General features: G+C 70.2%; 8 protein-coding genes. 4 read left to right on the top strand and 4 right to left on the bottom strand.

The genetic code is table 11. The annotated features are described in order from the left end of the window. Window positions 1-4: 4 nt before the first annotated feature. Entirely contained in the window at window positions 5-1,447 is a 1,443-nt protein-coding gene (gene ngcE / locus AB0B40_RS07955) for an N-acetylglucosamine/diacetylchitobiose ABC transporter substrate-binding protein (RefSeq protein ID WP_345051890.1), read from the bottom strand. Window positions 1,448-1,790: 343 nt separating this feature from the next. Between ngcE and AB0B40_RS07950 the strand changes: the two genes are divergently transcribed. Then, a complete protein-coding gene (locus AB0B40_RS07950; RefSeq protein ID WP_362263521.1) occupies window positions 1,791-5,594 on the top strand; it encodes a GH92 family glycosyl hydrolase in 3,804 nt (1,267 codons plus the stop codon). A gap of 65 nt (window positions 5,595-5,659) precedes the next feature. On the opposite strand, the gene AB0B40_RS07945 is transcribed toward AB0B40_RS07950, so the two are convergent. Continuing rightward, complete coding sequence (locus tag AB0B40_RS07945; protein WP_362263520.1) at window positions 5,660-8,929, bottom strand: GH92 family glycosyl hydrolase; 3,270 nt, start codon at window positions 8,927-8,929, stop codon at window positions 5,660-5,662. Between the two features lie 482 nt (window positions 8,930-9,411). Between AB0B40_RS07945 and AB0B40_RS07940 the strand changes: the two genes are divergently transcribed. Then, window positions 9,412-12,141 (top strand): SpoIIE family protein phosphatase, encoded by a 2,730-nt coding sequence (locus tag AB0B40_RS07940; RefSeq protein WP_345051899.1) that lies wholly within the window; start codon window positions 9,412-9,414, stop codon window positions 12,139-12,141. Between the two features lie 152 nt (window positions 12,142-12,293). Here the strand turns inward: AB0B40_RS07940 and acnA are convergent, their stop codons facing one another. Beyond that, window positions 12,294-15,011 carry an aconitate hydratase AcnA gene (gene acnA / locus AB0B40_RS07935; RefSeq protein WP_362263519.1) on the bottom strand — a complete coding sequence of 906 codons (2,718 nt, stop codon included), beginning with the start codon at window positions 15,009-15,011 and terminating at the stop codon, window positions 12,294-12,296. 510 nt (window positions 15,012-15,521) lie between these two features. Between acnA and AB0B40_RS07930 the strand changes: the two genes are divergently transcribed. Then, window positions 15,522-16,466 (top strand): GNAT family N-acetyltransferase, encoded by a 945-nt coding sequence (locus AB0B40_RS07930; protein WP_362263518.1) that lies wholly within the window; start codon window positions 15,522-15,524, stop codon window positions 16,464-16,466. 190 nt (window positions 16,467-16,656) lie between these two features. Here the strand turns inward: AB0B40_RS07930 and AB0B40_RS07925 are convergent, their stop codons facing one another. Then, window positions 16,657-17,301, bottom strand: coding sequence for a hypothetical protein (locus AB0B40_RS07925; protein WP_362263517.1), 645 nt, complete (start codon window positions 17,299-17,301; stop codon window positions 16,657-16,659). A gap of 207 nt (window positions 17,302-17,508) precedes the next feature. On the opposite strand from AB0B40_RS07925, the gene AB0B40_RS07920 reads away from it, so the two are divergent. After that, entirely contained in the window at window positions 17,509-19,038 is a 1,530-nt protein-coding gene (locus tag AB0B40_RS07920) for a UDP-N-acetylglucosamine 1-carboxyvinyltransferase (RefSeq protein ID WP_345051909.1), read from the top strand. Window positions 19,039-19,133 lie beyond the last annotated feature (95 nt).

Raw genomic sequence — 19,133 nt, 5'->3', positions numbered from 1 at the left:
GGCACTAATCCCTGTGGTTCTTCTTCGACGCGGGGTCCTTGGCCTGCTTGTCGACCGCCGCCTGACACCTCTTCAGCCACTCCTTGGGCTGAATGCGCTTGGCCATCAGCTCGTTGGACGCGGCCTCGATGGCGGCCCCCATCTCGCTGTACCACTCGGTGTACAGGTAACGGAAGGTGTTGCCGCCGGCCGCCTTGGACGCCTCGACCGTGGACTGGGTGCCGGGGCGCAGGCGGACGCCCGGGGCGACACCGTCCTTGAGGATGGTGAGCGAGTTGGCCTGCTTGGCGAAGAGCGTCGACCACTCCTTGGAGAGCATGCGCCGCATGAACTCCTTGGCGGCCGGGAGGTTGTGCGCCTTCGCCGGGATGATGAAGGGCTCGCCCGAGCCGGCCCGGATCGCCTCGAACGGCAGCTTGCTGCCGGACAGCAGCGGCATGGGCAGGAACTTCATGTCGAAGTCCGTCGGCGTCTGCTTGAGCTGCTCGTTCTCCAGCCAGGAGCCGCAGGTGATGAACGCCGCCTTGTACTGGTTCCAGCGGGTCTGGGACTCGGTGTGGGTCAGGCCGTTCGTACCGGGCATCAGATAGCCCTTCTCGACGACCTCGTAGACGGCCTCGACGGCGGCCTGGGCCGCGTCGGAGCCGACGAACGCCTTGGGGTCGAGGTTGTCGATGGCCTTCATCGCGTCCAGACCGCCCTTCTTGGCGATCAGGTCCATGATGGCGACGTTGATGTAGTACGGGAACTTGCCCTGGTGGGCCAGGCCGCCGATGCCCTGCGACTTGGCGTCCTTGCAGATGGCGAGGAAGTCGTCCCAGGTCTTGGGCTCCTCCCAGCCCTTGTCCTTGAAGAGCTTGCCGGAGTACCACAGGCCCCACACCGTGTAGATGTAGTTCAGCGCGACGACCTTGCCCTCCTGCATGCCCGGGTCGAGCGTGCCGGGGATCAGGGTGTCGCGGACCTTCTTGGCGGGGTCGTCCACGGAGGGTGCGTCCAGCACCTCGGCGAGGTCCAGCAGCTGGCCGTTCTTGTACAGGACGTCGACCTTGATCTGCTGTGCGCCGGAGTCGTCCACGATGTCCGGCGGGTTGCCCGCGTTGAAGCGCGGCTGGAGCTTGCCGGTGATCTCCTGGGTGCCGGTGTGGGTGGAGGTGACGCCGAGCTTCTTGCCGAAGTCGGCCTCCCACGCCTTGGCGTAGTCGTCGCCGTATCCGCCCTTGAAGACGACGACGTCCAGCTTGCTGCCCTTCTTGGCGCCGAAGGGGTTGTCCTTGGAGGTCTGCCCCTTGGTGTTGCCGTCGCCCGAGCCGTCGCTTCCGCCGCCGCTGGCGCACGCGGACAGCAGGCCCATCGCCGGGGTGGCGACCAGACCGAGTGCCGCGGACCGCTTGATCAGGTCACGCCGGCCGACGCCTTCGGCATCGTGGTTCGAGGTGGATCCCATGCTCAAGTCCTCGCCCTCTCCAGGACTCAGGCGGTGAACCGGATCCTCCCCGGCACCGCTGTCGGGTAGTGCTGGGTCGTGCTGGAAGTGCCGACAGGTATAGTCCACTTTCCGGCGCCTGAGCAAGATCGAATGCAGGGTTCGGGATGGGTCTTTTCCGAGTTGAGACCTCGCGGAAATATGGCGACCCCGGGAACGGGCCGCCGGAGAAATTCGCGACATAACTCCCTGAATGCCATAGCCAACACCCTTGACATCACGGGCCACTTGACCACCTACTGGTTCTTGCGCCCGGCAGTTGACAACGTTGTCCGGAGAGGGCGCAGGAGGGGAAATCCGTACGATGCAGCGGAGAACTCGGCACAGATGGGGTCCGGCGGCCGTCCTCACGGCCGCCTTTGTCATGGCCGTCGGCGCGCAGGGCGCGGCGGTCGCCCTGCCGGCCAGGGCTCCGGCGGCCGACCGGGAGTTCGCATCCTCGTTCGAGGCGGGCGAGCCGGCGCCGGACTGGCTGAACACCGTCGACACCGGCCCGGACGGCGGCAAGCGCGCCTCGGGTGTCGACGGCGGCTACAGCACCGGTATTCCGGGCAATGTGACCGACCACGTCACCGAGGTCCGGGCGAGCGCCGAGAACCCGGGCGCGGGCGAGGTCAAGGAGAACCTCGTCGACGGCGAGCCCGGGACCAAGTGGCTGACGTTCCAGACCACCGGCTGGGTGGAGTTCGACCTGGACAAGCCCGTCAAGATAGCGACGTACGCGCTCACCTCGGCCAACGACTACGAGCAGCGCGACCCCAGGGACTGGACCCTGGAGGGCTCCACCGACGGCAAGGACTGGAAGACGGTCGACAGCCGCTCGGGCGAGAGCTTCTCCGAACGCTTCCAGACGAAGACCTACGACCTCACCGAACCGGCCGAATACCAGCACTTCCGGCTGGAGGTGACGAAGAACAACGGCGCCCCGGACATCCTGCAGCTCGCCGATGTGCAGTTCTCCACCGGCGGCGGTGGCGGGCCGGTGCCGCAGGACATGCTGACCCTGGTCGACAAGGGCCCGAGCGGCTCCCCGACCGCCAAGGCGGGCGCCGGGTTCACCGGAAAGCGTGCGCTGCGCTACGCCGGCCGGCACACGGCGGACGGCCGCGCGTACTCGTTCAACAAGGTCTTCGACGTGAACGTGAAGGTGGGCCGCGACACCGCGCTGTCGTACCGCATCTTCCCGTCGATGGCCGACGGCGACCGCGACTACGACGCGAGCTTCGTCTCCGTCGACCTGGCCTTCACCGACGGCACCTATCTGAGCGACCTGGGCGCACTCGACCAGCACGGCTTCCCGCTCTCCCCGCGCGGGCAGGGCACGTCGAAGGCCCTGTACGTCAACCAGTGGAACAACGTGGCGGCGCGGATCGGCTCGGTGGCGGCCGGCCGGACCGTCGACCGGATCCTGGTGGCCTACGACTCCCCCGACGGCCCGGCGAAGTTCCGCGGCTGGCTCGACGACGTGTCGCTGAGGCCGGTGGCGCCGGAGAAGCCCAAGGCGCATCTGTCGGACTACGCGCTGACCACCCGCGGCACCAACTCCAGCGGCAGCTTCTCGCGCGGCAACGACTTCCCGGCGACGGCCCTGCCGCACGGCTTCAACTTCTGGACGCCGGTGACCAACGCGTCCTCGCTGAGCTGGCTGTACGAGTACGCACGTGCGAACAACGCCGACAACCTGCCGACGATCCAGGCCTTCAGCGCGAGCCACGAGCCGAGCCCGTGGATGGGCGACCGGCAGACCTTCCAGGTGATGCCGTCGGCGGCGGCCGGCACCCCGGACACCGCACGGGAGGCGCGCGAGCTGCCCTTCCGGCACGAGAACGAGACCGCGCGGCCGTACTACTACGGGGTGCGGTTCGAGAACGGCCTCAAGGCCGAGATGACGCCGACCGACCACGCCGCCGTGCTGCGCTTCACCTTCCCCGGCGACGACGCGAGCGTGCTGTTCGACAACGTCACCGAGCAGGCCGGCCTGACGCTCGACAAGGAGCACGGGACCGTCACCGGTTACTCGGACGTGAAGTCGGGCCTGTCCACGGGGGCGACCCGGCTGTTCGTGTACGGCGAGTTCGACAAGCCGGTCACCGACGGCGCGTCGAGCGGTGTGCGGGGCTTCCTGCGTTTCGACGCGGGCGCCGACCGCACCGTCTCCCTGCGTCTGGCCACCTCGCTCATCAGCGTCGACCAGGCGAAGGACAACCTGCGCCAGGAGATCCCGCAGGGCGCCTCCTTCGACACGGTGAAGGCCGGGGCCCAGCGGGCCTGGGACGGGCTGCTCGGCAAGGTCGAGGTGGAGGGCGCGACCCCGGACCAGCTGACCACGCTGTACTCCGGCCTGTACCGGCTGTACCTGTACCCCAACTCGGGCTTCGAGAAGGTCGGCGGCGAGGACCGGTACGCCTCGCCGTTCTCGCCCATGCCGGGCCCGGACACCCCGACCCACACCGGCGCGAAGATCGTCGACGGCAAGGTGTACGTCAACAACGGCTTCTGGGACACCTACCGGACCACCTGGCCGGCGTACTCGTTCCTGACCCCGTCCCAGGCGGGTGAGATGGTCGACGGGTTCGTGCAGCAGTACAAGGACGGCGGCTGGACCTCCCGCTGGTCCTCCCCCGGTTACGCCGACCTGATGACCGGCACCTCCTCGGACGTGGCGTTCGCCGACGCCTACGTCAAGGGCGTGAAGTTCGACGCGAAGGCGGCGTACGACGCGGCCGTGAAGAACGCGACCGTCGTCCCGCCGGCGTCCGGCGTGGGCCGCAAGGGCATGAGCACCTCGCCGTTCCTCGGCTACACCTCCACCGAGACGGGCGAGGGCCTGTCGTGGGCGATGGAGGGCTACGTCAACGACTACGGCATCGCGAAGATGGGCGAGGCGCTCTACGCGAAGACGGGCGAGAAGCGCTACCGGGAGGAGTCGCGGTACTTCCTCAACCGTGCCCAGGACTACGTGAAGCTGTTCGACTCCAGGGCGGGGTTCTTCCAGGGCCGGGACGCCAAGGGGAACTGGCGCGTGGACTCCGCGAAGTACGACCCGCGGGTGTGGGGCTACGACTACACGGAGACCAACGGCTGGGGTTACGCCTTCACCGCCCCGCAGGACAGCCGGGGCCTGGCCAACCTGTACGGCGGCCGGCAGGGCCTCGCCGACAAGCTCGACGAGTACTTCGCCACCCCGGAGACGGCCTCCCCCGACTACGTAGGCTCCTACGGCGGTGTCATCCACGAGATGACCGAGGCGCGGGACGTGCGGATGGGCATGTACGGCCACTCCAACCAGGTCGCGCACCATGTCATCTACATGTACGACGCGGCCGGCGAGCCCTGGAAGGCGCAGGCGTACGTGCGCGAGGCGCTCTCCCGGCTCTACACCGGCAGCGAGATCGGGCAGGGCTACCACGGCGACGAGGACAACGGCGAGCAGTCGGCCTGGTACCTCTTCTCCGCCCTCGGCTTCTACCCGCTGGTCATGGGCAGCGGCGAGTACTCCATCGGCTCCCCGCTGTTCAAGAAGGTGACCGTGCACCTGGAGAACGGGCGGGACCTGGTGGTGCGGGCGCCGCGGAACAGCGCGAGGAACGTCTATGTGCAGGGCGTGATGTTCAACGGGCGTCCGTGGACGTCGACTTCGCTGCCGCATTCACTGCTGTCCAAGGGCGGGGTGCTGGACTTCTTCATGGGCTCCAGGCCGTCGGCCTGGGGCACCGGCAGGAACGCGGCGCCGGTCTCCGTCACCCAGGACGACAAGGTGCCGACGCCCCGCGCGGACGTCCTGCGGGGTGCGGGCGCGCTCTTCGACGACACCTCGGCGACGAGCGCGACGCTCACCTCGGCCGACCTGCCGGCCCCGGACGCCGTGCGGCCCGTCCAGTACACCCTGACCTCGGGGGCCGACCACACCAGGGCGCCGACCGGCTGGACCCTCCAGGGCTCCGCCGACGGCACGACCTGGCACACCCTGGACCACCGCTCCGGCGAGACGTTCACCTGGGACCGCCAGACCCGGGCCTTCAGCATCGCCGCCCCGGGGACGTACCCGAAGTACCGGCTGCTGCTGGACGGCGAGTCGACCCTCGCGGAGGTGGAACTGCTGGCCTGACGTACGCGCGGAAGGCGGCCCGCACCCGGGATCCCGGGTGCGGGCCGCCTTCGGTGTTCCGGGCCTCAGCCCGTGGCGAGGGTGAACACGTGCAGGTCCGTGTTCCGTGGGAGCGTGACGGCGCTGATCCGCTTGCCCTCCGGGGCCCGGTACGGCTCGGTGGCGAAGACGTACGTGGCCACCGGGTCCCGGTCCGCGCCCGCGACATTGCGGTACGCGGTCCTCGCGAGGACCTCGTTGCCGTACTGGACGGTGCCGCCTCCGCCGCCCATGGTCCAGTCGGTGAAGGACAGGTCGACGGTTGCGGTGGTGCCGTCGGTGTAGGTGACGGCCGCCGTGGTCCGCTGGTCGCCGTTGACCGCGCTGCCGATGAAGGACAACGCGGCCGCCGGGGCGGACAGCCGGACGGTCTGGCCGGCGGCGGAGGCGTTGTCGGGGCGGCCGGCGGGCGAGCCGGGCCAGGTGAAGGCGAGGCCGTCGGCCGTGGAGTGCTCGCCCGGGGCGAGGCCGGCCGCCGCGAGGGCCTGCCGGGAGTAGCTCCAGCCGCCGCCGTCGTAGTCGGCCTCGTCGTGGTCGCCGTCGTCGTCGGAGACGCCCGTGTTGTCGTAGGCGGCGAGCAGGGTGCCCGGGGCGGCCACGGTGAGCGACACCGGCTGGGTGTAGGAGGAGTCACCCGAGGTCACGGTGACCTGGACGTCGGCGAAGCCCTGTTCGGCGTCCCGCGCCGCCGTGAGCGTGATCTCCTGGGCGCCGTCGGCGACCGTGCCCTCGGCGGGCACGGCGGTCACCCCGGCCGGGGTCCGCACCCGGAAGCGCACCTCGGGGCCGGTGCCGCCGGTCAGCGACAGCGCGCGGATGCCGACCTCGGTGCTGTCACCGGGGGCGAGGGTGGCCGTGGTGGGTCCGACACCGATCTGGTACGGCTGCTCGCCCTCGCGGAAGGACGGCGGCGGGCTGTCCGCCCCCCAGTCACGGTCCGGGGCGGCGGACAGGGTGTAGTCGAGCCGGCCGCCGTCCCGGACGAAGGACGCGGGCAGCCAGGGGCGGTCGGCACTGCGGCCGTCGACCTTCAGGGACCGGACGTACGGGGCGTCGGCCGCCGCTCCGGTGGCGCGGACGGAGATGTCGGCGCCGTGCGGCCGGTCGATCTCGATCCGTTCGAACAAGGGTGAGGACAGGACCAGTTCGGCGCGGGACGGCACCTGCGGGTACATGCCGAGAGCGGAGAAGACGTACCAGGCGGACATCGCGCCGAGGTCGTCGTTGCCCGGGATACCGCCGGGCTGGGTGGTCCACAGCCGCCGCATCGCGGCGCGGACGGTCTCCTGCGTCTTGTAGGGGGCGCCCGCGTAGTCGTACAGGTAGGGGACGTTGATCGACGGCTCGTTGTCCAGCTCGGACTTGGTGCCGCCGCTGCCGGTGAAGGCCCAGCCGCCGTCGGCGTCGTGGAAGAAGTCGTCCAGCCGGGCGAGCGCCCGGTCCCGGCCGCCCATCGCGGCGAAGAGACCGGCGGGGTTGTGCGGGACCATCCAGGTGTACTGCGCGGCCGTGCCCTCGACGAATCCGCTGCCGGTGCCCGGCGTGAAGCCGGTGACCCAGCTGCCGTCCGCCTTGCGGCCCGCGATGTAGCCGCCGCCCGGATCGGCCGCGATGTCGAAGTTGTTCTGCCACCACTGGGCGCGGCGGGCGAACGCCGAGGCCGTGTCCTTCTTCCCCGCCGCGCGGGCGAGCTGGGACAGCGCGAAGTCCGCGGTGGACATCTCCAGGGTCTCGGCGGCCCCGCCCCAGGCGTTGGAGACGGACGGCATGTAGTGCAGCTTCAGGTACTTGTCCAGGGAGGGCCGCTGCCCCACCGACAGCACGGGCTTGCCGGCGGACGACAGGTCCCCTTCCGTGGGGACGGTCGCCGCCCGGGTGAGCGAGGCGAGGGCGCCGCGCAGGTCGAAGTCCGTACCGCCGAAGGCGCGGATACCGGCCAGCACGGTGGGCGAGGGGTCGCCGTTCATGACGTGGGTGCCGCTCGCGCCGTGCAGCCAGCGGTCCCAGACACCGCCGTTCTGCCGGGCGAGTTCGTACAGGGACTGGGCGATGTCCGAGCCCGTGCGCGGGTTCAGCAGCGTCAGCAGCTGCACCTGGTCGCGGTACACGTCCCAGCCGGAGAAGGTGCCGTACTGGGCCTGGTGCCCCCCGCCGACGGTGTGCACCCTGCCGTCGGATCCGCGGTAACGGCCGTCGGCGTCGCTGATGACGTTCGGGTGCAGCAGTGCGTGGTAGAGCGCGGTGTAGAAGGTGGTGCGCTCGGCGTCCGTGCCGCCGCCGGTCCGGACGGCCCCCAGGCGCTCCCGCCAGGCCCGGCGGGCGGCGTCCCGGACCGCGTCGAAGGACCGCCCCGGCGGGTTCTCCGCGGCCAGGTTGGCCTCGGCGGCCTCCCGGCTGACGTAGGAGATGCCGACCTTGACGTTCACCGGACCGTCGCCGGGCGCGAACTCCACATAGCCGCCCGCGCCCTTCCCGGCGACCGGCCGTCCGCCGTGCGAGAAGCCGCCGGTGCCGCCGGACGTCTGCCGGGAGCCGGGCTCCAGCTCGCCGTCGTGCCAGGTGCCGGTGGCGGTGAAGGCGCGGTCGAAGCGGGCGGTGAAGTAGAGGGTGTAGTAGGCGCGTTGCCCCTCGGGGTCGAGGTAGCCGCAGAAGTTCCCGGAGGTGACCGAGCCGGAGACCGTCCGGGTGTCCGGGTCGATCGTGACCGTCGAGTCCTCGGAGCCCACCTCGGAGTTGGCGGTGCGCACGAGCAGGGACGCGGGTTCGCCGGCCGGGAAGTTGAAGCGGGCCGAGCCGGTGCGGGCGGTGGCGGTGAGGTCGGCGGTGACGCCGGAGGCCAGGCCGACCTTGTAGTGGCCGGGCTCGGCCGTCTCGTCGGCGTGGCTGAAGTCGGACGCGTAGACGGCGTCCTTCGTGTCGCTCGCCGGGGAGGAGGTGACCTTCCCGGCGTACGGGAAGAACGGGATGTCTCCGCTGCCGCCGGCGCAGCCGGTGCCGGACATGTGGGTGAGGCTGAAGCCCCGGATGCGGGTGGCGTCGTACTGGTAGCCGCCCGGTGCGGCGGTTCTCGTCGCGTCGCCGCGCGTGTTCTCGGGGCTCCAGGAGAGCATGCCGAACGGCACGACGGCGCCCGGGAAGACGTCGCCGCCGTTCCTGGTGCCGATCAGCGGGTCGACGTATCCGGTGGGGTCCTCGACGAGGCCGGGTGGAGCGGTGGCCGCCGCGAGGGCGGGGGGTGCGGTGCCGGCGGTCGCGAGCAGCGCGGCCAGCAGCAGGGACGTGGGTCGGAAACGCATGACGCGGCCCTTCCTCCTCATGGACGGGTCGCGCACCACAGGTCGCACAAGCCGCAGGGACAGTAGCGTGCGTCACCGGTACCACGGAAGGGTGCGTACGCCCCGGCAGGCACGCCACAGGGTTCACCCGGCCGGGGTGGGCCAAGTGGGTTGACATCGTTGTCGGTTGAGGCGGTAGAGTCATGTCAGGACCATATGACAACGATGTCGCGGCGCCTCGGCCGTCGGACAAGCCACGCACGTTTCCAGGCCACCCCCTCCGGGCAGGTACACCCACCCCCCTCACCTGCCCGGCTCGCGGACCCGGTGCGCTTCCGCCACCGGGTCCGCCAGAGCGCCTCAACCCGCCGCTACGGCCGACGCCGTGGGCCGCGCCGCCCCTCGGCCCCGCCCGGCCGGACGGGGCCGAGGGGCGAGCATGTCGCGTCCACCTCGTGGACGAGCCATAGCCACCCGGAAAACACCAGTGCTACAAATACCGCATGTCGGACACATACGCTCGATTCAGACGCCTCGCATGGCGCACTGTGATCGGCAAGAGTCCCCGGAGCGTCGCCGGGCAGGTCTTCCTGCTCCAGGTGGTGCTGGTGGTGCTGCTCGTGCTCTGCGCTGTCCTGGCTCTGGTCCTGCAGTCGAAACGGGACACCACCACCGAGGCCAGGCGCCGGTCCATAGCCGTGGCCGAGACCTTCGCCCACGCGCCGGGGGTGCTCCAGGCGCTGCGGCTGCCCGACCCGTCCAAGGTCCTCCAGCCGATGACGGAGGCGGGGCGCAAGGGCGCGGGCGTCGACTTCATCGTGGTCATGGACACCCATGGCATCCGCTACACGCATCCGCTGCCCGCCCGGATCGGCGAGCGGTTCGTGGGCAACATCGCGCCGTCGCTGGCCGGGAAGGTCTACACCGAGAGCGTGCACGGTCCGCTGGGCCGCGAGGTGCAGGCCACCGTGCCCGTCGACGACGCCCGCGGCAAGGTGGTCGCCCTGGTCTCCGCCGGCCTGAAGGTCAAGAACGTCACCAGCGCGCTGGACCGGCAGCTGCCGATCATCCTGGGCGCCGGGGCCGTCGCGCTCGTGGTGTCGACCGGCGGTACGGCCCTGGTGGGCCGGCGGCTGCGGCGGCAGACCCACAGCCTGGCCCCGGACGAGATGTCCCGCATGTACGAGCATCACGACACGGTCCTGCACTCGGTGCGGGAGGGCGTGCTCATCATCGACGCCGACGGCCGGCTGGTGCTCGCCAACGACGAGGCCCGGCGCCTGCTGGAGCTGCCCGCCGACGTGGAGGGATGCGTGGTGCGGGAGCTGCCGGGTCTCGACGCCGCGACGCTGGAGCTGCTCGGCTCCGGCCGGGAGGCCAGCGACGAGGTGCACTTCGCCATGGGACGCCTGCTGGCGGTCAACCAGCGGCCCACGGACCACGCCGGATGCCCCGGGGGCACAGTCGTCACCCTCCGCGACTCCACCGAGCTGCAGGCGGTGTCCGGCCGCGCCGAGGCCGCCCGGGAGCGGCTGGAGCTGCTGTACGACGCGGGACTGTGCATCGGCAGCACCCTGGACGTGGTCCGCACGGCCGACGAGCTGGCGCGGGTCGCGGTGCCCCGCTTCGCCGACTTCGTCACGGTCGACCTGGCCGACCCGGTGCTGCACGGGGACGAGCCCGCTCCGACGGCGACGGACATGCGGCGGGTCGCCGTGAGCGGCATCCGGGACGACCACCCCTTGTACGAACAGGGCCGGCTCATCGACTTCCTGCCCTCCACCCCGCAGGCACGCGGCTACGGGGCGGGACACGCCGAGCTGGTGACCGACCTGGCGACGGCCGACGGCTGGCACGCGCAGGACCCGAAGCGGACCCGGCAGATCATGGACTACGGCATCCACTCGCTGATCACCGCTCCGATCCGGGCGCGCGGTGTCGTCCTCGGCATCGCCAACTTCTGGCGCGCCAAGCAGGAGCCCTTCGACGCGGAGGAGCTGTCCCTGGCGGAGGAGCTGGTGGCCCGGGCCGCCGTCAGCATCGACAACGCCCGCCGGTACACCCGGGAGCACGCCCTCGCGGTCACCCTGCAGCGCAGTCTGCTGCCGCGGGCCCTGCCGGAGCAGAACGCCCTCGATGTCGGCTACCGCTACCTGCCGGCGCAGTCCGGGGTCAGCGGGGACTGGTTCGACGTGATCCCGCTGCCCGGGAACCGGGTGGCGCTGGTGGTCGGTGACGTGGTCGGACACGGTCTGCACGCCGCCGCGACGATGGGCCGGCTGCGGACCGCGGTGCACAACTTCTCCACGCTCGACCTGCCCCCCGACGAGCTGCTCCAGCATCTGGACGACCTGGTCGGCCGCATCGACCAGGACGAGGCCTGCCCGGACCGGCCCGGGGAGATCATGGGCGCCACCTGCCTGTACGCGATCTACGATCCGGTGACACGCCGCTGCGTCATGGCCCGGGCCGGGCATCTGGCGCCCGCGCTGGTCGAGCCCGACGGCAGTGTCACCTTCCCCGACCTGCCGGCCGGGCCTCCGCTGGGCCTGGGCGGTCTGCCGTTCCTGACGGCGGAGCTGGAGCTGGCCGAGGGCAGCCAGCTCGTGCTGTACACCGACGGTCTCGTCGAGGACCGCGCGCGGGACCTGGACGAGGGCATGGAGCTGCTGCGCGGGGCGCTGGCGGGTCACCCCGGGCGGCCACCGGAGGAGAGCTGCCGGGCGGTGCTGGAGGAGCTGCTGCCCGAGCGCCCCGGCGACGACGTCGCCCTGCTCGTCGCGCGCACCCGGGCACTGCCGGCCGACCGGGTCGCCGACTGGGACGTGCCGCGCGACCCGGCCGCCGTGTCGGGGATGCGCGCCGCCGTCTCGGCCAGGCTGGAGGAGTGGGGCCTGTCCGAGCTGGGCTTCGGCATGGAACTCGTGCTGAGCGAGCTGATCACCAACGCGATCCGCTACGGCTCCGATCCGGTCCATGTGCGGCTGATCCGCGACCGCACGCTGGTCTGCGAGGTGGCCGACGGCAGCAGCACCTCGCCGCACCTGCGGTACGCCGCGACGACCGACGAGGGAGGCCGGGGCCTGTTCCTCGTCTCCCAGCTGGCCGAACGCTGGGGCACCCGGTACACCCCGCACGGCAAGGTGATCTGGGCCGAGCTGGCCGTGCCGGACCCCGGGGAGTTCTCCGGCCCCGCGGTGTTCCCGGATCTCTCGGAGTTCCCGGACCTCTGAGCGGACCGCGGCCTGCCGGGGCCGGCCGGAGCCTGCCGGGGCCATCACGGCGTGTCCGCGCGTCCGTGTGGCCGTGTGGCCGTGTGGCGGCTACGGCGAAGGGCCGCACCCCCGCTGCCGGGGATGCGGCCCTCGCCGCCTGCCTGGGCCGCTTACTTGCGGATCAGGTTGCGCAGCACGTACTGCATGATGCCGCCGTTGCGGTAGTAGTCGGCCTCGCCGGGGGTGTCGATGCGGACGACCGCGTCGAACTCGACACCGGTGTCGGTCGTGACCTTGACCGTGCGCGGCGTGGTGCAGTTGTTCAGCTCCTCGACGCCGGTGAAGGAGAAGGTCTCCTCGCCGGTCAGGCCGAGGGAGGCGGCGGACTGGCCCTCCGGGTACTGGAGCGGGAGCACGCCCATGCCGATGAGGTTGGAGCGGTGGATGCGCTCGTAGGACTCGGCGATGACGGCCTTGACGCCGAGCAGCGCGGTGCCCTTGGCCGCCCAGTCGCGGGACGAGCCGGAGCCGTACTCCTTGCCGGCCAGGACGACCAGCGGGATGCCCTGCTCGATGTAGTTGCGGGAGGCGTCGTAGATGAACGACACCGGACCGCCGTCCTGGGTGAAGTCGCGGGTGTAGCCGCCCTCGGTGCCCGGCGCGATCTGGTTGCGCAGGCGGATGTTGGCGAACGTACCGCGGATCATGACCTCGTGGTTGCCCCGGCGCGAGCCGTAGGAGTTGAAGTCACGACGCTCCACACCGTGCTCGGTGAGGTACTTGCCGGCCGGGGTGTCGGCCTTGATGGCGCCGGCCGGGGAGATGTGGTCGGTGGTGACCGAGTCGCCCAGCTTGGCCAGGACGCGGGCGCCGGCGATGTCGGCGACCGGGGCCGGCTCCATGCCCATGCCCTCGAAGTACGGGGGCTTGCGGACGTAGGTCGACTCCGGGTCCCACTCGAAGGTGTTGCCGGTCGGGATGGGCAGCGCCTGCCACTGGGCGTCGCCCGCGAAGACGTCCTGGTAGGACTTGTTGAACATGTCCTCGCCGATGGCGTTGGCGACGACGTCGTTCACCTCGGCCTCGGAGGGCCAGATGTCCTTCAGGTAGACCGGGTTGCCGTCCTGGTCGGCGCCCAGGGCGTCTCGGGTGATGTCCACCTTCATGGAACCCGCGAGCGCGTAGGCGACGACCAGCGGCGGGGACGCCAGGTAGTTCATCTTGACGTCGGGGTTGATACGGCCCTCGAAGTTCCGGTTGCCGGAGAGGACCGAGGTGACCGCGAGGTCGTGGTCGTTGACGGCCTTGGAGACCTCCTCCGGCAGCGGGCCGGAGTTGCCGATGCAGGTGGTGCAGCCGTAGCCGACGAGGTTGAAGCCGACCTTGTCGAGGTACGGGGTCAGGCCCGCCTTGTCGAAGTAGTCGGTGACGACCTTGGAGCCCGGGGCGAGGGTGGTCTTGACCCACGGCTTGCGGGTCAGGCCCTTCTCGACCGCCTTCTTGGCCACCAGGGCGGCGGCGACCATGACGTACGGGTTGGAGGTGTTGGTGCAGGAGGTGATGGCCGCGACCGTCACCGCACCGTGGTCCAGCTCGTAGGTCGTGCCGTCGGGGGCGGTGACCTGGACCGGGTTGCTGGGCGCGCCGTTCGGGGCGACGGCCGGGGCGTCGGAGGCCGGGAAGGACTCCTGGCCCGCCTCGTCCACGATGTCCACGTAGTTGCGGACGTCCTGCTTGAACTGCTCGGCGGCGTTCGCGAGGACGATGCGGTCCTGCGGGCGCTTCGGGCCGGCGATGGAGGGGACGACCGTGGACAGGTCCAGCTCGAGCTTCTCGGAGAAGTCCGGCTCGGCCTTCGGGTCCAGCCAGAGGCCCTGCTCCTTGGCGTACGCCTCGACGAGCGCGACCTGCTGCTCGGAGCGGCCGGTCAGGCGCAGGTACTTCAGGGTCTCGTCGTCGATCGGGAAGATCGCGGCGGTGGAGCCGAACTCCGGCGACATGTTGCCGATGGTGGCGCGGTTGGCCAGGGAGGTGGCGGCGACGCCCTCGCCGTAGAACTCGACGAACTTGCCGACCACACCGTGCTTGCGGAGCATCTCGGTGATGGTGAGCACGAGGTCGGTGGCGGTGGTGCCGGTGGGCAGCTCACCGGTCAGCTTGAAGCCGACGACGCGCGGGATGAGCATGGAGACCGGCTGTCCGAGCATCGCGGCCTCGGCCTCGATGCCGCCGACGCCCCAGCCGAGGACGCCGAGGCCGTTGACCATGGTGGTGTGCGAGTCGGTGCCGACGAGGGTGTCGGGGTAGGCCTGGCCGTTGCGGACCATCACCGTACGGGCCAGGTGCTCGATGTTCACCTGGTGGACGATGCCGGTGCCCGGCGGGACGACCTTGAACTCGTCGAAGGCGGTCTGGCCCCAGCGCAGGAACTGGTAGCGCTCCTTGTTGCGGCCGTACTCCAGCTCGACGTTCTGCTTGAAGGCGTCGTTCGTGCCGAACTTGTCGGCGATGACGGAGTGGTCGATGACCAGCTCGGCCGGCGCCAGCGGGTTGATCTTGGCGGGGTCGCCGCCCAGCTCCTTCACGGCCTCACGCATGGTCGCGAGGTCCACGACGCAGGGAACGCCGGTGAAGTCCTGCATGATCACGCGGGCCGGCGTGAACTGGATCTCCTGGCTGGGCTGGGCCTGCGAGTCCCAGCCGCCGAGGGCGCGGATGTGGTCGGCGGTGATGTTCGCGCCGTCCTCCGTGCGGAGCAGGTTCTCCAGCAGGATCTTGAGGCTGTACGGCAGGCGGGCCGAGCCCTCCACCTTGTCCAGCCGGAAGATCTCGTACGACTCGTCGCCCACCTGCAGCGTGCTGCGGGCGTCGAAGCTGTTCGCCGACACGACAGTCTCCTTCATTGATGTGCGCGTACCACCGTCAATCGTGCCGCCACACCGGCTTGGCCGGACCAGTGAGGTCAGGCTAAGTTAGGGTTGCCTTACCAGCATGGCGGCCACGGTGCGCCCCGGCAGATATCTCGATGTCGAGATAACAGTAGTACATGGGCGCGGCCTGGTCATGCCCGACCCGGCTGTCCTGCTCTCGGCGGACCTGGGGCAGTCTCGGTCTTTCCGGGGCATCGGTGGCCGCGTCCCGGTCTTTCCCGGGCAAGCAGTGCGGTGTCTCACTCTTCCTATGACACGGTCGCCATGGGTGATCGAAAACGGGTTGCGCACAGGGGCTGCGGTCGGATAGACGTTGCGACCGAGCCCCTGCCGCAAGGGTGAGGGGCACGACAGCGAGAGGAGGGATAAGCCGATGATCCCCATGATCACCGCGCTTGCGTCCTCCCGGGGTACGGACCGCGTCTGACCCGGAGCGGACGGGCGCCTTCACCGGAGCGTGCCTGAACCGTGGAACAGAACGACCTGACCTTACGTCCGATCAACGGACCCGAAGAACTCGATCTCTTCTCCCGACTGCCCTACGTCCTCAACGAGGAACTGGCAGACGACCTCGCCCTCGGCCGCCGACGCCCGGAGTGGATGTGGGTCGCCCTGCGCGGTGACCGCCTACTGGCCAGAGCTGCCTGGTGGAGCCGGCCCGGCAACGGCACACCCCTCGTCCTGGACATCCTCGACATCGACGACAACGCCCCGGATCCCGATCACAGCGACATCGGGGTGCGGCTTGTGCGCACCGCGACGGCCGCCACCCTCCCGGACGGGTCGTGTCCCCCTGAGTACAGCCGCTTCGTCCCGCCGGACTGGCGTGAGAACACACTGACCAGACAAGCCGTCGAGAACCGCATGACGGTACTGGAACGGACCGGCGCCCGGCTCTTCGTCGAACGGCTGCGCCTGGAGTGGCATCCGGGACCGCCGATCCCGAAGCCCACCGAGCGCCTTGCGTTCCGGCCGATCCGCGGCGCCGACGAACTCGTGGCGCTGATGGCCTCGGTCATGGACGGGACACTGGACGCACACGGCCGTGACGACCTGACCCGGATGTCCGCCCAGGAGGCGGCCATCAGGCACTACGAGGACGAGCTGGCGCGCTACACGAGCCCACGAGACTGGTGGCGGATCGCAACGCTGCCCGACGGAGCGCCAGTGGGATTCGTGCTCCCTGCCCACAACGGCTACAACGCGATCATCGCCTACATCGGGGTCCTTCCCACGCAACGCGGCAACGGCTACATCGACGACCTACTCGCCGAGGGCACCCGCGTCCTTGCCGAGCAGGGCGTCCCCCGCATCCGCGCGTCCACAGACCTGGGCAACGTCCCGATGGCGAACGCCTTCCATCGCGCTGGATACGTCAATTTCGGGCGCGAGATCAATATGACCTGGAGCTGATCGACCACCGGGCAGGGGCTCCGGAGACGGCACTCCCGCAAACAACTGGACTGCCTCAGGTCGGATGAGACAACCCCGGCAGCGATGTCTCCATCGGTCTGAGGCAGTCCTCGTCAACGGGCCGCCATGCCTCAGACCGATGAAGGCAGGACACCGGCCGGCGCACACCCGAGGACGGGCCGGGAGGCGGCTACCAGCTCCGTTCGGCGTCCATCTTGGCGGGCGCCAGCACCGTCACGTGGCCGTGATCGCCGTACACGGACTGCCGCCAGTGGGCGAACGCCCGGGTGGCGCGGTTCAGCTTGTCGTCCTCCCACACGCCGTAGTCGACCCACACGTCGGCCTCCGTGCGGCCGTCGCCCTCGGGTGTGCGGACGCAGACCTTTCCGACATGGGCGGCGATGGCGGCGTCCGCCTTCGGGGCGCCCGTCCTCAGGTAGTCACGGAATTCGCGGGTCATCGAGAACCAGCGGTGCGGACCGGCCGACGGCACGCCCTGGTCGTCCTCCGTGGTGTCACCCGCGGGCGGCCCTTGATCGTCGCTCGTGGTGTCCGGAAGCTCCTGGTAGTCGTCACTGGTGGTGTCGGGGAGCCCCTGGTCGTCGCTCGTGGTGTCGGGGACGCCCTGGTCGTCGCTCGTGGTGTCGGGGAGGCCCTGGTCGTCCTCCGTGGCTACCGGACTGTCCTCGACGTCGCACTCCCGGTCGGCCGCGGATGCCCGCGGCGCCGTGGAGTCGGTCCGCGCCGCGTCCGCGTGCTGCGTACCGCAGGAGACGAGCGAGCAGCCGCCGACGAGCAGCACGGCGACGGCATACCGGCGCATCTTGGTCTTCATGTGTATCCCCCTTCGGAGACTGAGAGGGGGACACACCGGCCGGGGTTGCCTGGACGATCAAGCCCCATACGGCATCGTCGGATTCGCCCGGCTCTTCATGGGTACCCTCCCGCCGCCACACCAGGCGACGCTGACAGACCGTCACGCCCTCACTCGAACGGACCCCCCTGACGGGCACCATCTCATATCTGAGATAACCTGAACCTCATGTCAGACGACTACCTCGTACGCATCGGCAAGCTCATCCGTGACGCCCGGCAACACCGGGGCTGGACTCAGGCGCAGCTCGCGGAGGCACTCGGCACCAGCCAGAGCGCCGTCAACCGCATCGAGCGCGGCAACCAGAACATCAGCCTTGAGATGATCGCCCGAATCGGTGAAGCCCTGGACAGCGAGATCGTGTCCCTGGGCTACGCGGGTCCGATGCATCTGCGCGTGGTCGGCGGCCGCCGTCTGTCCGGCGCCATCGACGTGAAGACCAGCAAGAACGCGTGCGTGGCCCTGCTGTGCGCCTCGCTGCTGAACAAGGGACGTACGGTGCTGCGCCGGGTGGCGCGCATCGAGGAGGTGTACCGCCTGCTGGAGGTGCTCAACTCCATCGGCGTGCGCACCCGCTGGATCAACGACGGCGTCGACCTGGAACTGGTCCCGCCCGCGGAGCTGGAGTTGGCGTCGATCGACGCGGAGGCCGCCGTGCGCACCCGCTCGATCATCATGTTCCTCGGTCCGCTGCTGCACCGCATGGACCACTTCAAGCTGCCGTACGCCGGCGGCTGCGACCTGGGCACGCGGACCATCGAGCCGCACATGATCGCGCTGCGCCGGTTCGGCCTGGACGTCGCGGCCACCGAGGGCCAGTACCACGCCCGGGTGGACCGCTCCGTCCGCCCCGACCGCCCGATCGTCCTGACCGAGCGCGGCGACACGGTGACCGAGAACGCGCTGCTGGCCGCCGCCCGGCACAACGGCGTGACGGTCATCCGCAACGCCTCCTCCAACTACATGGTCCAGGACCTGTGCTTCTTCCTGGAGGCGCTGGGCGTCACCGTGGAGGGCATCGGCACCACCACGCTCACCGTGCACGGTGTGCCCAACATCGACGTGGACGTGGACTACTCGCCCTCCGAGGACCCGGTCGAGGCGATGAGCCTGCTGGCCGCCGCCGTGGTCACCGAGTCGGAGCTGACGGTGCGCCGGGTGCCGATCGAGTTCCTGGAGATCGAGCTGGCGGTCCTGGAGGAGATGGGCCTCGACCACGACCGGTCGCCGGAGTACTCCGCGGACAACGGCCGTACCCGCCTGATCGACCTGACGGTCCGTCCCTCCAAGCTCGAAGCCCCGATCGACAAGATCCACCCCATGCCCTTCCCGGGCCTGAACATCGACAACGTCCCCTTCTTCGCGGCGATCGCGGCGGTCGCCTCCGGCCAGACCCTCATCCACGACTGGGTCTACGACAACCGCGCGATCTACCTGACCGACCTCAACCGCCTCGGCGGCCGGCTCCAGTTGCTGGATCCGCACCGGGTACTGGTCGAGGGCCCGACCCGCTGGCGCGCGGCCGAGATGATGTGCCCGCCGGCCCTGCGGCCCGCGGTGGTCGTCCTGCTGGCGATGATGGCGGCCGAGGGCACGTCGGTGCTGCGCAACGTCTACGTCATCAACCGCGGTTACGAGGACCTCGCCGAACGCCTGAACTCGATCGGAGCACAGATCGAGATCTTCCGGGACATCTGAGCGTCCTCCGAAAAGGCGCCGTCGCGCCGCTCCCGGTCTGCGTGAGCGCAAGGCGGGAGGCGGTGCGACGGCTTCTGTGGGGCCGGCCGGGGTGC

Origin of the sequence: Streptomyces sp. NPDC042638 (genome assembly GCF_040647235.1) — a bacterium.
Lineage (GTDB): Bacteria > Actinomycetota > Actinomycetes > Streptomycetales > Streptomycetaceae > Streptomyces > Streptomyces rameus.
The sequence above is the reverse complement of the archived record's forward strand: the minus strand, read 5'-3'. Positions and strand labels throughout refer to the sequence as shown.

What these genes read in the sequence shown, in the direction of transcription:
- AB0B40_RS07945 (WP_362263520.1), bottom strand. Translation starts at nt 8,929, where the DNA reads ATGCGTTTCCGACCCACGTCCCTGCTGCTGGCCGCGCTGCTCGCGACC.
- ngcE (WP_345051890.1), bottom strand. Translation starts at nt 1,447, where the DNA reads ATGGGATCCACCTCGAACCACGATGCCGAAGGCGTCGGCCGGCGTGAC.
- AB0B40_RS07940 (WP_345051899.1), top strand. Translation starts at nt 9,412, where the DNA reads ATGTCGGACACATACGCTCGATTCAGACGCCTCGCATGGCGCACTGTG.
- AB0B40_RS07950 (WP_362263521.1), top strand. Translation starts at nt 1,791, where the DNA reads ATGCAGCGGAGAACTCGGCACAGATGGGGTCCGGCGGCCGTCCTCACG.
- AB0B40_RS07920 (WP_345051909.1), top strand. Translation starts at nt 17,509, where the DNA reads ATGTCAGACGACTACCTCGTACGCATCGGCAAGCTCATCCGTGACGCC.
- AB0B40_RS07925 (WP_362263517.1), bottom strand. Translation starts at nt 17,301, where the DNA reads ATGAAGACCAAGATGCGCCGGTATGCCGTCGCCGTGCTGCTCGTCGGC.